General features: G+C 68.6%; 11 protein-coding genes. 7 read left to right on the top strand and 4 right to left on the bottom strand.

What is annotated here, in order from left to right:
• Nucleotides 1-19: 19 nt before the first annotated feature.
• From thiE to V6M51_RS04470, 3 genes are all read left to right on the top strand, one after another.
• Nucleotides 20-667, top strand: coding sequence for a thiamine phosphate synthase (thiE, locus tag V6M51_RS04460; protein ID WP_332764983.1), 648 nt, complete (start codon nucleotides 20-22; stop codon nucleotides 665-667).
• Between the two features lie 79 nt (nucleotides 668-746).
• Nucleotides 747-1,316: an elongation factor P gene (efp, locus tag V6M51_RS04465; protein ID WP_332764985.1), complete on the top strand. Its 570-nt coding sequence runs from the start codon at nucleotides 747-749 to the stop codon at nucleotides 1,314-1,316.
• A gap of 14 nt (nucleotides 1,317-1,330) precedes the next feature.
• A complete protein-coding gene (locus V6M51_RS04470; RefSeq protein WP_332764987.1) occupies nucleotides 1,331-2,125 on the top strand; it encodes an inositol monophosphatase family protein in 795 nt (264 codons plus the stop codon).
• Between the two features lie 154 nt (nucleotides 2,126-2,279).
• Here V6M51_RS04470 and V6M51_RS04475 read toward each other — a convergent pair whose 3' ends face one another.
• Nucleotides 2,280-3,884, bottom strand: a complete 1,605-nt coding sequence (locus tag V6M51_RS04475) for a tetratricopeptide repeat protein (protein WP_332764989.1) — start codon at nucleotides 3,882-3,884, stop codon at nucleotides 2,280-2,282.
• Nucleotides 3,885-4,016: 132 nt separating this feature from the next.
• Here V6M51_RS04475 and V6M51_RS04480 point away from each other — a divergent pair, with 132 nt between their 5' ends.
• Nucleotides 4,017-5,021, top strand: a complete 1,005-nt coding sequence (locus V6M51_RS04480; protein WP_332764991.1) for a glycerophosphodiester phosphodiesterase — start codon at nucleotides 4,017-4,019, stop codon at nucleotides 5,019-5,021.
• On the opposite strand, the gene V6M51_RS04485 is transcribed toward V6M51_RS04480, so the two are convergent.
• On the bottom strand, nucleotides 5,018-6,865 hold the full coding sequence (locus V6M51_RS04485; RefSeq protein WP_332764993.1) for an ABC transporter transmembrane domain-containing protein: 1,848 nt from the start codon (nucleotides 6,863-6,865) through the stop codon (nucleotides 5,018-5,020). The two genes, V6M51_RS04480 and V6M51_RS04485, sit on opposite strands and share 4 nt — an antisense overlap.
• A 119-nt stretch (nucleotides 6,866-6,984) precedes the next feature.
• Here V6M51_RS04485 and rpmE point away from each other — a divergent pair, with 119 nt between their 5' ends.
• Nucleotides 6,985-7,209, top strand: coding sequence for a 50S ribosomal protein L31 (rpmE, locus tag V6M51_RS04490; protein WP_332764995.1), 225 nt, complete (start codon nucleotides 6,985-6,987; stop codon nucleotides 7,207-7,209).
• Between the two features lie 236 nt (nucleotides 7,210-7,445).
• On the opposite strand, the gene rcdA is transcribed toward rpmE, so the two are convergent.
• Nucleotides 7,446-7,952 carry a protease adaptor protein RcdA gene (rcdA, locus tag V6M51_RS04495; RefSeq protein WP_332764997.1) on the bottom strand — a complete coding sequence of 169 codons (507 nt, stop codon included), beginning with the start codon at nucleotides 7,950-7,952 and terminating at the stop codon, nucleotides 7,446-7,448.
• Between the two features lie 131 nt (nucleotides 7,953-8,083).
• Nucleotides 8,084-8,287 carry a DUF1192 domain-containing protein gene (locus V6M51_RS04500; protein ID WP_305582550.1) on the bottom strand — a complete coding sequence of 68 codons (204 nt, stop codon included), beginning with the start codon at nucleotides 8,285-8,287 and terminating at the stop codon, nucleotides 8,084-8,086.
• An 82-nt stretch (nucleotides 8,288-8,369) separates the two neighbouring features.
• Between V6M51_RS04500 and V6M51_RS04505 the strand changes: the two genes are divergently transcribed.
• Nucleotides 8,370-9,344, top strand: a complete 975-nt coding sequence (locus V6M51_RS04505) for an NAD(P)H-quinone oxidoreductase (RefSeq protein ID WP_332765001.1) — start codon at nucleotides 8,370-8,372, stop codon at nucleotides 9,342-9,344.
• Between the two features lie 547 nt (nucleotides 9,345-9,891).
• Nucleotides 9,892-12,525, top strand: a complete 2,634-nt coding sequence (locus V6M51_RS04510; RefSeq protein WP_332765003.1) for a TonB-dependent receptor — start codon at nucleotides 9,892-9,894, stop codon at nucleotides 12,523-12,525.
• Nucleotides 12,526-12,686 lie beyond the last annotated feature (161 nt).

Raw genomic sequence — 12,686 nt, forward strand, 5'->3', positions numbered from 1 at the left:
GGCGGTTAGAACCGCGCTCATGACCGCCGACTGCCGCCTCTACATCATCACCCCGCCGCGCATCGACGACCTGGCCGTCTTCGGCCGGAGCCTGGCGCACGCCATGGACGCCGGCGATGTGGCCGCCCTGCAGATCCGCCTGAAGGACCAGCCCGACGAGATCATCGCCGCGGCCGTGGACGTGCTGATGCCGATCGCCCATGCGCGCGGCGCCGCGGTGATCCTCAACGACCGGCCCGACCTCGCCGCCCGGCTGGGCTGCGACGGCGTCCATGTAGGCCAGTCGGACACGCCCTATGCCGAAGCCCGCCGCATCATGGGCGCCGACGCCATGATCGGGGTAACCTGCCACGACAGCCTGCACCTGGCCATGGAGGCGGCGGAGGCCGGCGCCGACTATGTGGCCTTCGGGGCCTTCTACCCGACCAGCACAAAGGACGCGCCCACCCGCGCCGATCCGGAAATCCTCACCGGCTGGCAGTCGCATGTGGAGACCCCCTGCGTGGCCATCGGCGGCATCACCGCCGACAACGCCGCGCCCCTGGCCGCCGCCGGCGCCGACTTCCTGGCGGTCTCCGCCGGGATCTGGGCGCACCCGCAGGGTCCGGAGGTCGCCGTGAAGGCGCTCAACGCCGCCATCGCCGAAGGGCTCGCCCAGCGCGGCTAGGGCGCTCGCCTTGCTTTAAGTCCCCCGTCCAACTAGGTTCCGCGCCCGAATTTCCCGTGTGCGCGCGCAAAGCGACCCCATGTCCAAGATCTCCGCCAACCTGATCAAGCCCGGCTATATCCTGCAGCACGAGGGCGCTCTGTGGGTGGCGGTGAAGGCCGTCCATGTGAAGCCCGGCAAGGGCGGCGCCTTCGCCCAGGTGGAACTGAAGAACATCCTCGACGGCCGCAAGCTGAACGAACGCTGGCGCACCTCCGACACCGTCGAACAGGTGCATCTGGACCAGAAGGACTGCACCTTCCTCTACGAGCAGGGCGACACCCTGGTCTTCATGGACCAGGCCAATTACGAGCAGACTGAACTCTCCAAGGACTTCGTCGGCGAGGACCAGGTGCGCTTCCTGCAGGACGGCATGGCCGTGAAGCTGCAGACCTTCGAGGAGCGCCCCATCAGCATCGCCTTGCCCGACCACGTGGTCCTGACCATCGTCGAGGCCGACGCCGTGGTGAAGAACCAGACGGCGTCCTCATCCTACAAGCCCGCCAAGGCCGACAACGGCATGCGGATCCTCATCCCGCCCTATATGGAAGCCGGCGAGCGCGTTCTGGTCTCCACCGAGACCGGCGAATACGTCCGCCGCGCCGACTGATCGGAACTTAAGCCGTGTCCACGCAAACCGCCCTCCTGAAGGTCATGACCGACGCCGCCCGCAAGGCCGCGCGGGGTCTCAATCGCGACTTCGGCGAGCTGTCCGAGCTGCAGGTGGCCAAGAAGGCGCCGGCCGACTTCGTCTCCGCCGCCGACCTGAAGGCCGAGCAGACCATCTTCGAGGTGCTGCAGCACGCCCGTCCCGGCTACGGCTTCCTGGGCGAGGAGCGGGGCCTGATCGAAGGCACCGACAAGACCCACACCTGGATCGTCGACCCGTTAGACGGCACCACCAACTTCCTGCACGCCATCCCGCATTTCGCCATCAACATCGCCCTGCAGCGCGATGGCGCGATCGTGGCGGCGGTCACCTACAACCCGGTGACCAACGAGCTGTTCTGGGCCGAAAAGGGCAAGGGCTGCTTCGTCAACGACAAGCGCCTGCGGGTGGCCCAGCGCACGCGCCTGGACGATAGCGTCCTGGGCACGGGCATCCCCTGGCTGGGCCACGGCCAGCACGCCAAGTTCCTCAAGGAGCTGCACCAGATCAGCCAGCGGGTGGCGGGCGTGCGCCGGTTCGGCGCCGCGGCGCTCGACCTGGCCTATGTCGCGGCCGGCCGGCTGGACGGCTTCTGGGAACGCGACCTGAAGCCCTGGGACATGGCCGCGGGCATGCTGCTGATCACCGAGGCGGGCGGCAAGGTCACCTCCGCCGACGGCGGCGACGACATCTTCGAGGCCGGCAGCATCTGCGGGGCTAATCTCGACCTGCAGCCGCTGATGATCGAACGCCTGAGGGCCGCGGCTTAAGACCTTCCTAGTTCCTCCCCCAGCGCGGAGCGCGATTTGGGGGAGGTGGATCGTCGCCTCTTCGCGACGAGACGGAGGGGGCTTCACCCACGGCGGATGGATTCAAAGTCCCCCTCAGTCAGCTTCGCTGACAGCTCCCCCAGGAGGGGAGCAACTAGGTCTGCGCCCAGTCAGCGAGCGCCGCGGCGATCTCGGCCATGGCCTGGGGCCACTGGTCGAGTTGCGGCGGGTTGAACACCCGGGCCTGGGGATACCAAGGATAGGCGTCCGTCCCGAGCTGGGTCCAGGCGCATCGCGGGGTGATCAGCCAGAGCGCCGCCCCCGTCGCCCCGGCCAGGTTGGTGGTGACATTGGACGGCCCGATCACCAGGTCCAGCGCGCCGCAGAGGGCGGCGACGTCGTCCAGGTCGTCCTTCAGGTCGAGGCCCGGCGGCGTCCAGAGGCCGGAGACCGCGCCCACGCCGTACTGCAGGTTGACGAAGGTGACGCCGGGCGTGGCCAGCACCGGGGCCCAGGCCTCGAAGGGCGCGAAATAGCGCAGCCGTTCGGCGTCCATCACCAGGCTCCGCCAGAGCACGCCGACCTTGCGGCCGGGGCCCGCCTGGGCGAGCACCCCGCGCCAATGCTCCACCCGCGCCAGATCGGCCTTCAGGAAGCCGCCGGCGCCGAACGCCTCGGCCGTCCGGCGAAGCCGCGCCAGGGGCTGGCCCATGGTCGCCCAGGCGTCGATCTCACCCTGGCGATCTTTCAGGAACGGGACGGCGCGGGCGCTGTGATGATCGACCTTGAAGCTGGCGTGGCCGCCGACCTCGGCCTGGGGAAACGAGCGGGCGAACAGTGGGACCAGCCGCGGCTCGACGGCCAGGATCAAGCGCCCGTCGGGACCGAGTTCGCCGATCAGATCGGGCAGGGTCTGGGCGAACAGGATCTCGTCGCCGACCCCCTGCTCGCCGACCATCAGCAGGGTCTTTCCGGCCAGGTCGAGATCGTCGCGCCAGGCCGGCGCCTCGATGGCGAAGTGGACGGCGTCCTCATAGACGGGATCATGACGCGCGGCATAGGCGGCCCAACCCTCGGCGAGATCGCCGAGCGCCAGCAGGGCCCAGGCGCGGGCCACCCGCATGGCGCCGGCCTCCTCGGCGGGGACCGCGGCGATGGCGGCGTCGAAGTCGGCGATGACGCCTTCCACCACCCCCGCGGCCAACCGCGCCATGGCGCGGTTGTAGAGCGCGCCGGCGAAGCCCGGCTCCAGCCGCAGGGCCTCGCCGTAGAAGACCAGAGCCTGCTCGGTTTGGCCCTGCAGGGTCAGGACCGAGGCCAGGGTGTTCCACAGCATGGCGCTGTCCGGATTGGCCTGGATGGCGCCGCGCAGGGTCTCGATGGCCGCGGCGAACTTCATCTGGTCGCGCTGGGCGACGCCCAGATTGTTGAGCGCGTCGACCGAGCCGGGCCGCCGGGCCAGATAGCTTCGCAGCAGGCCCTCGGCGACGGGGGCCATGCCCATCTTCAGCGCCAGCCGCGCCAGGTCGCTGGCCAGTTCCGGCTCGTCGGGCGAGAAGCCCAGGGCCGCCTCATAGGCCTGCAGGGCGCCGGTGAAGTCGCCCGATTTCTCGCGGCAGACGCCCAGGATGTGCCAGGCCGCGGCGCTGGTCTCGTCGACGTCCAGGGCCTGGAGCGCCGCCTTGGCCGCCTCGTCGCGGCGCCCGGCGCGGACGGCGTCGAGCGCCTTGCGCAGCAAGGGCTGGAGCGCGGGCGCCACAGGCTTAAGGGGACTGGTGATGGCGGCCATCCGGAAGCGGCGAGACGGACCGAAGGTAGCGCATGATCGCGGTTACCGCTCGGCTAACGGGAAGCTTGACGAAAGCGTCGCAGGACGGGGCTAGATGGGGTCATGTCCCTGACTCGACGCGCCCTCGCCGCCGCCGCCCTCGCCGCCGCCACCCCGGCGCTCGCCAAGCCCCGCCCCATCGTCATCGCCCACCGCGGGGCCAGCGGCGAGCGGCCCGAGCACACGCCCATGGCCTACCGCCTGGCCATCGCCCAGGGTTGCGACTTCATCGAGCCCGACCTGGTGCTGACCAGGGACGGCGTGCTGGTGGTGCGCCACGAGAACGAGATCGGCGGAACCACAGACGTCGCCGCGCGCCCGGAGTTCGCCGCGCGCCGGACCGCCAAGATCATCGACGGCGAACGCCTGGACGGATGGTTCGCCGAGGACTTCACCCTGGCCGAGCTGAAGACCCTACGGACCCGCGAGCGCCTGCCGGAGCTGCGGGGGACCAGCCATGACGGCCGCGAGGCGATCCCGACCTTCCAGGAGGTGATCGACCTGGCCAAGGCCGAGAGCCGTCGCGTGAAGCGCACCATCGGCCTCTATCCGGAGATGAAGCACCCGGCCTTCCTGGCCAGCCAGGGCCTGCCGATCGAGGCGCGGCTAGCCGACGCGCTGAAGGCCAACGGCCTGGACAGCCGCACCGCGCCGGTCTTCGTGCAGTGCTTCGAGGCCGAACCGCTGAAGACCTTCGCCAAGCTGTCCAAGGCCCGCCGCGTGCAGCTGGTCGGCGGGGACCAGCGCGAGATGGTCTCCGCCGAGGGCCTGAAGGCCATAGCCGCCTATGCCGACGGGGTCGGGCCTGACTGGTCTCTGGTCCTGCCGACCGTGGACGGCGCGCTTGGCCCGCCGACGCTCCTGGTGGAACAGGCCCATGCGCTCGGCCTGGCCGTCCATCCCTGGACCGTGCGAGCGGAAAACCGCTATCTGCCGGCCAGGCTGAGGCGGGGAGCTTCGTTGGCCGAGCATGGCGACGCGGAGGCGCTCTGCCGCGCGCTCTACGCCGCCGGGGTCGACGGACTGTTCAGCGACTTCCCGGCCATCGCTGTCGCCGCGCGGGCTTAGGCGGCCGCGTCGCCGAACTGCAGGGCCGCCAGCCGCGCATAGAGACCGCCGCGCGCCGAGAGCTCGGCATGAGTGCCCTGATCCACCACCCGACCGGCCTCCATCACCACGATCCGGTCGGCCTTGAGCACGGTGGCCAGCCGGTGGGCGATGACCAGGGTGGTGTGGCCGACCATGGCCTCCTCCAGCGCCTTCTGGACCAGCCGCTCGTTCTCGGCGTCCAGCGCGCTGGTGGCTTCGTCCAGCAGCAGGATCGGGGTCTCGCGGATCAACGCCCGGGCGATGGCCAGGCGTTGCTTCTGGCCGCCGGACAGGCTCTTGGCCCGATCTCCCAGCGGGGTGTCGAAGCCCTGCGGCAGGGCGTCGAGGAAGGTCTCGGCCTGGGCCGCACGAGCGGCCTGGCGGATCTCGCCGTCACCGGCGGTCTCGCGGCCGAAACGGATGTTCTCGATGGCCGAGCCGGAGAACATCGGGGAGTCCTGAGCCACCAGGGCCATGCGGGCGCGGACCTCGCTCGGGTCGGCGTCGCGGATATCCACCCCGTCCAGGCGAATCGTCCCCGACTGGGGATCGTAGAATCGCAGCAGCAGGCGGAAGACCGTGCTCTTGCCTGCCCCAGACGGGCCCACCAGGGCCACCCGCTCGCCGGGGGCGACCTTCAGGTCGAAGCCTACGAGGGCGGGCAGGTCGGGACGCGCGGGATAGGCGAAGTCGACGTTCTCGAACACGATCTCGCCGCGCGCCGGCGACGGCAAAGGCCTGGGGTTGGCCGGGGCGGCGATGCTGGGCCGGGCGGCCAGCAGTTCGGAAACCCGCTCCATGGCGCCGGCCGCCTTCTGGACGTCGCCCCAGGTCTCGCCGAGCGCGCCCACCGCGCCGGCGGCGAGCACGGAGAGGAAGGCGAACTGGAACAGGGTCCCCCAGCTCATGTCGCCGCGCAGGCCCGCATGGACCCCCAGCCAGAAGATGCCGACCACGCCGCCGAACACGGTGGCGATGACCAGGGCGGTCATCACCGCCCGCGCCGTCATGCGACGCAGGGAGGTCCTGAACGAGGCCTCCACGGCCTCGCCGAAACGGTGAGCGCCGGCCGCCTCGCGGCCGAAGGCCTGGACGGTCTCCAGGGCGTCGAGGGTCTCCCCCGCATGGCCCACGGCGGCGGCGAACTTGTCCTGGGTCGAGGTGGTGAGTTTGCGCACCCGGCGGCCGAACAGGAACAGCGGCAGGATCACCACCGGGAAGGTCAGCACCACCAGGCCGGTCAGGCCCGGGCTCACCACCACCAGCAGGATCAGGGCGCCGATCAGGGTCAGCAGGTTGCGCAGGGCCACCGAGATGGAGGTGGAAAGCAGGCTCTCTACGATCTGGATGTCGGTGGTCAGCCGCGATAGCACTTCCCCCGTCCGCGTGGTCAGGAAGAAGGTGGGATCCAGGGTCAGGATATGGGCGTAGGCGGCCTTGCGCAGGTCCGCTGTGATCCGCTCGCCCAGCTTGGTGACGAAGAAATAACGCAGGGCCGAGGATAGGGCTAAGGCGACGGCCACGCCGCCCAGCAGCCAGAACCAGGGATCCACCGCCTCGGCGCTGAGGTTGGGGGCGGTGAGCTGGTCCACCAGCAGGCGCACGGCGCCGGAGAGCCCCAGGGTCGCGGCCGTGGCGGTCAACAGGAAGACCCCGGCCATGGCCGCATCGAGCTTGTGCATGGCCAGGAAGGGCAGCAGATGACCCAGGGCCTTGACGTTGCGGCTGCGGGCGCGCCGCTCGGCGGCCTCGCTCAGATCCTGCGCCAGGGCGGCGCCGGCGCTGGGCCGTCCATCGACGGCCTCGGCGGCCAAATCACTCATGAAAACCAGCGCCCTTGCTCTTGCCCCGCCTTTTCCTGTATAGGCGCGGCTTCCTCGCGCCCGGCCCCGTGGCCAGGCGTGTATATTTCTGCCGCTCCTTTACGTCGGTTGCCCTCGCGATGAAACAAGACACCCACCCCGACTACCACTTCATCACCGTGGTGATGACGGACGGCACCAGCTATCAGACCCGGTCGACCTACCAGAAAGAGGGCGCGACCCTGAACCTGGACATCGACCCGAAAACGCACCCGGCCTGGACCGGCGGCAACCAGACCCTGCTGGACCGCGGCGGTCGCGTTTCGCGCTTCAACGCCAAGTTCGCCGGCTTCACCCGCAAGTAAGCGCTGGCGCTCGAACGAGCGCCGCGCCCACGGCGATCACGAAAACGCCGCGCTCATCGCGCGGCGTTTTTTGCTGTGGGATTTTCCTCACCCGTTTGCGGGGGAGGGGGACCGCCGATAGGCGGTGGAGGGGGCGGCCTCAAGCTCAGAGCCCGGTCTCGCCCCCACCACCATCCTGGCGGATGGTCCCCCTCCCCCATGAATGGGGGAGGAGAAGGGAGCGTCACGCTCGAGTTCTAGGCCCCGAACGCGGCCTGCAGGCGGTCGAACTGGTTCTGGACCGGATTGGGGGTCTCGCCCTCCGCCTCTTCCACATACATGCGGCGGTCGAGGTGGCGGACACGCTCATAGAGGCGTTCCGACCGGTCGAGCAGGACCAGCAGGCCCGTGGGCAGGTCCTCCTCGGTGGCGCCGCGGCAGACATCTTCCGCGCCCAGGCGGTAGCGATCCTCGCGGGCGTTTTCCGCCGGCATGTCGCCCTCGCGCACGGCGCGCTGGACCAGCAGCCAGGAGGCCACCTGCATCAGCCGGGTGGTGAGGCGCATGCTCTCGCCGGCATAGGCGAGTGCGGCGTTACGCGACAGGAGCTTGGATTCCTGGCGGCCCGAACCATCCAGATAGGTGGCGGTCTCCTCGACCAGATCCATGCCTTCCTGGAAGGTGCGGTCGAAGAGCTCCGAGCGGGCGAAGTCCTGGATGACATCCGTCCGCCAGGCTCCGGCCTGGACAATTCCTTCGTTCATTTAAGCACTTCGCCTCTAAATCGTCGCCCACGGACGGACGGTGGTCTTGGGCTCGAGGACTGCAACCCCCGTGCCAAGGCCGAACGCCGAGTATCGACGATCCCCCGTTTACGCATCGTTATCCCTGGTTTTCAGCCTGGACGGGAAAACAGCGCGTCGGCCTGCGCCCGGACGGCGCCCTTCTTTTCGATCTGGGCGCGGCAACGGGCGATTTCGGCCTCGAGCGCCTCGATGCGCTCCTCCAGCTCGCCCACGCCATAGAGTTCCAGGTCCTCGCGCATGGCCTCGGTGAGCCGCTGGCCGCGCGCGATTCGGACTTCCGCCGGTTCTTCCATCAAAGGCCTCCCTTTGCCGGGCGTCGTTGGACGTCTATCTGACTTGCCGACAAGTTAGCGGCAATGATCCGGAGAGTCCCCCATGAGCGACACCATGACCGCCATCGCCGTGGAGGACGGCAAAGGACCCGCGCAAGCCCTGAAGCCGGCGATCCTCGCCCGGCCGGTTCCCGGCCCAGGACAGATCCTGATCAGGGTGGCGGCCGCCGGCGTCAACCGGCCCGACATCATCCAGCGCATGGGTTTCTATCCGCCGCCGCCCGGCGCGCCCGCCACGCTGGGCCTGGAGGTCGCCGGCGTGGTCGAGGTCGGAGCCGGGCGATGGAAGGCCGGCGACAAGGTCTGCGCCCTGCTGGGCGGCGGCGGCTATGCCGAATACGCCGTCTGTGACGCCCGCCACGCCCTGCCGATCCCCGACGGCCTCGATTTCGTCGAGGCCGCCGCCCTGCCCGAGACCGTGTTCACCGTCTTCGCCAATGTGTTCGAGCACGGGAGCCTGAAGGCCGGCGAGACCTTGTTGGTGCATGGCGCCACGTCCGGCATCGGCACGACGGCGATCCAGATGGGCAAGGCGGCGGGCGCCAAGGTGATCGCCACCGCCCGCGGCGCGGCCAAGGCGCAGGAGGCCAAGGCGCTCGGCGCCGACGTGGCCATCGACGCCGGCGCCGAGGATTTCGCCGAGGTGGCCAAGACTCACGGCGGCGCCGACGTCGTGCTGGACATGGTCGGCGGCGACTATTTCGCCAAGGACCTCGACGCGCTCAAGACCGGCGGCCGGATCGTGTTCATCGCCGCTCAGGCCGGGGGCGAGGTCAATCTCAGCATCATGCGCCTGATGCAGAAGCGCGCTCTGGTCACCGGCTCGACCCTCCGGCCCCGCGACGCCGACGAGAAAGCCCGCCTGGCCGCCGAGATCGAACGCGTGGTCTGGCCGTGGATCGCCGCGGGCAAGGTGAAACCGCAGATCGACAAGACCTTCCCCCTGGCGCAAGCCGCCGCCGCTCATGCCCACCTCGAGAGCGGCGGCCATGTCGGCAAGGTGATGTTGATCGCCTAGGCAAGGGCCTCGACCGCCGGAGCGATCTCGCTCCGGATAGAGGCGGCGAAGCCCTCGTCCTGGTCCTTCCACAGGTAGTAGATCGTCGCGCCGGCCGGCCCATCCTCCGGCCGAGTTCATCGTTCTCGCCGCGGTTTCCGACGTCCTCGACGTCGTGCCGCGGAGGGACGAGCGGCCCTGGCCTGGCCCGAACCGCGCGCCGGGCCCGAGGCTGATCCCAGAACAACCTCCGGTGATGACGGCGACCGGGCCCTTCAGCCGCTCCAGGCCCTCGCGCCCTCGCCTTCGGAGCGCCCCCGGCGCACGCCGCCCCTTCCGCAGCAAGCGTCGCCATGTGTTCCGCAAACCGAAAACTCGAAGCCTTGATCCGCCGGTTTGGGTTGTGGCGAAATGGTGGCGGTACATTACATGGTTGTAATAAAATCCATTGACGCCCTGTCTTCCATACCCCAGCCTAAAAGAAAACGCAGTAATCGCGTGGCCAATAGAGCCAGGGTCGGGGAGGACCATGATGCTTCATAGAATTCACCTTATGGTGTCTACTGCCATGTCTGTCGCTCTCCTAGCGGGGACGGCCGAAGCGCAGACGACAATCGAAGAACTGGTCGTCACGGCCGAGCGCCGTGAACAAAGCCTTCAGGACGTCCCTGTCGCCGTCACCGCGTTCACGTCGGAAAAGCGCGACCTGATCGGCGTCAACACCATCGCCGACCTCACGAATTTCACACCCGGTTTGCAGTATTCCAGCCAGCTCGACCGCACGAGCCTGCGCGGGGTCGGACGCCTGACCAACGTTCACGCCGCCGATGGCGCGGTCGCGATCTACACGGATGGCGTCTACAACTCGTCCACCGTGCTCTCAGCCGCCAAGGGGCCGATCTTCGTCGACCGCGTCGAGGTGTTGCGCGGCCCGCAGGGCACCCTCTACGGCCGCAACTCCATCGGCGGGGCGATCAACGTCATCTCCAAACGGCCTACCGACGAGATGGAGGCTGAGGTTCGCGCGAATATCGCGAACTATGAGCGCACGACCCTGGAAGCCGCCATCTCGGGCCCGACGACGATCCAGGGTGTGAACTTCCGCCTGGTGGCCAGTTGGGACAAGCAGCGCAAGGGTTGGATCGAGAACATCGTTCCGGGTTACCCGGACGAAGGCAACATCGTCGACACCAAGATCGTGGAGGGACAACTCCAGTTCGAGTTCAACGAAAACTTCGAGGGCTGGATCGGCGTCACGCTTCAGAAATGGGACAACGGCGGCGGCGGGCCCGGCTCGCGGCAGACCTGGACCCCCGCACCCTACCCGACCTATTCGTCCGTCGCCTCGGGCCTGATCATGAACCCCGGCTACGGCTGCAGCGGCGTGCCGACCAATGTGGTCAACGCCTCGCCCATGGGCTGCGTGAACCCGGCGCTCACCGATCCGCGCAAGATCGCCTCGACCGTGCCCTACAAGGTCAAGCTCAACGATACGGTCGTGGTGACGAGCGAGTGGATCTACCACTTCGACGACATCGACCTGAAGTACATCACCGGCGGCACGCGCTATCACTACTACCTGCGCGGCCCGACCCCGGCCGACCAGACCGCGCCGATCACCTCCTTCACCCTGCCGGGCGGACTGGTGATCAATCCGCGCTACGAGTTCGACTATCAGGAGATCGAGCAGTGGTGGAGCCACGAGCTCAACCTGGCCTCCACCCATATGGGGCCGCTCCAGTGGCTGGCCGGCCTCTACTATTTCCACGAAACCTACGACCAGCCGGTCTTCACCGAGATGAAGAGCCAGCCCCAGGTGGCCGGACCGTTCGGCCTGCCGAACACCTTCTGCGCCCGCACGTTCAACCGCTGCGCGCCCAACGCCAACCAGCGCATCTACGACAACAAACCCCACCTCGACATCGAGTCGTACGCGGCCTTCGGCCAGATCGACTGGGAGTTCGCTGAAACCTGGAAGCTGACGCTCGGCCTGCGCTATTCCAAGGACAAGAAGTACGGCTACGAGGAGGTGCGGGTCCTGTGCTTCGCGGTGGCCAGCTGCTTCGCCGCGCCGGAGGTCAATCCGGTCGTCCCGGGCGGCATTCCGGTGGTCGACCTGACCCAGCTCGCCTCGGTGGTCTCCTCGCCCGCCCCCGGCGCGCCCCTGCCCAAGGGGGTTTCGACCTATACCAGCTACGACCCGGCCAGCGGCTTCGCCCGGCGCGGCTATGACGACAGCTGGTCGGCGGTCACCGGCACGGCGGGCCTGCAGTGGGAGCCCAACGACGACACCATGGTCTACGGCCGTTACAGCCGCGGCTACAAGGCTGGGGGCTATCGGATCGGCATCGACACGGTGCTGGGCGCCGCGCCCTTCACCGACGAAGAGACCGCCGACGCCTTCGAGATCGGCATGAAGAAGAACTTCGCCAACCTGCAGACCAATGTCGCGATCTTCCACTACACCTATCAAAACGCCCAGGTGCCGCTCACCGTGGCGGCGACGTCGGGCGGCCTCGCCCAGGCCCAGTCGATCTTCTACAACATCCCCGAGGCCATCTCGCAGGGCTTCGAGCTGGAGGCGATCTGGCAGCCGATCGACAACCTGCAGATCCTGTTCAACTATTCCTACAACGACGCCCATATCACCGAGTCCGTCGGCACCGTCGACCCGGCCGATCCGGCCGCCCTCGACAAGGACGCCAAGCCGGTGGGCGCCACCACGACCACCGACGTCTTCACCGCCGGCGTCCCCGGCGGCGGCTTCCAGCGCGGCCAAAACCTGGACGGCCAACACCTGCCCAACGCGGCCAAGAACAAGTTCGCGATCAATGTGAACTACACCTGGGAGCTGTCGGGCGGCGGCGCGATCACCCCGTCGGTCAGCTACATCTGGCGCGACGAGCAGTACGGCAGCGTCTTCAACCGGTCCTACACCCTGTCGCCGTCCTGGGATCAGATCGACGCGCGGATCACCTGGCTGGCGCCCGGCGAGAAGCTGAAGGTCATCCTCTGGGGCAAGAACCTCGGCGACGACGTCGGCTACGAGGGCGGCGCCACCGGCTTCCGCCGCGCGGGGGTCGTGAACCGCAACACCCTGGCGGGCCAGCCGCCGATCAATGTGGTCCAGGGGATCGCCAGCACCTATCCGCTCACCCCGCCGCGCACCTTCGGGATCGAGCTGCAGTACAAGTTCTTCTGATCGGTCGCCGGCGGGTTCGCCCGCCGGCGATCCAGGCCTTCTGCAAGTGACGCGTAGGTGTTCCTCACCAAGCCATCCTTGGGCGTCCTGACCACCGGGGCGCCCAATTTTTGCAGACCGCCGGCCCGAAAATGACTCGGTCGCCCGCCGCCCGGAGGCCT

Source organism: Phenylobacterium sp., assembly GCF_036677185.1.
Classification (GTDB): Bacteria; Pseudomonadota; Alphaproteobacteria; order Caulobacterales; family Caulobacteraceae; genus Phenylobacterium.

What these genes read in the sequence shown, in the direction of transcription:
- V6M51_RS04485 (WP_332764993.1), bottom strand. Translation starts at nt 6,865, where the DNA reads ATGAGTGATTTGGCCGCCGAGGCCGTCGATGGACGGCCCAGCGCCGGC.
- V6M51_RS04505 (WP_332765001.1), top strand. Translation starts at nt 8,370, where the DNA reads ATGAGCGACACCATGACCGCCATCGCCGTGGAGGACGGCAAAGGACCC.
- efp (WP_332764985.1), top strand. Translation starts at nt 747, where the DNA reads ATGTCCAAGATCTCCGCCAACCTGATCAAGCCCGGCTATATCCTGCAG.
- V6M51_RS04510 (WP_332765003.1), top strand. Translation starts at nt 9,892, where the DNA reads ATGTCTGTCGCTCTCCTAGCGGGGACGGCCGAAGCGCAGACGACAATC.
- rcdA (WP_332764997.1), bottom strand. Translation starts at nt 7,952, where the DNA reads ATGAACGAAGGAATTGTCCAGGCCGGAGCCTGGCGGACGGATGTCATC.
- V6M51_RS04480 (WP_332764991.1), top strand. Translation starts at nt 4,017, where the DNA reads ATGTCCCTGACTCGACGCGCCCTCGCCGCCGCCGCCCTCGCCGCCGCC.
- V6M51_RS04500 (WP_305582550.1), bottom strand. Translation starts at nt 8,287, where the DNA reads ATGGAAGAACCGGCGGAAGTCCGAATCGCGCGCGGCCAGCGGCTCACC.
- rpmE (WP_332764995.1), top strand. Translation starts at nt 6,985, where the DNA reads ATGAAACAAGACACCCACCCCGACTACCACTTCATCACCGTGGTGATG.
- thiE (WP_332764983.1), top strand. Translation starts at nt 20, where the DNA reads ATGACCGCCGACTGCCGCCTCTACATCATCACCCCGCCGCGCATCGAC.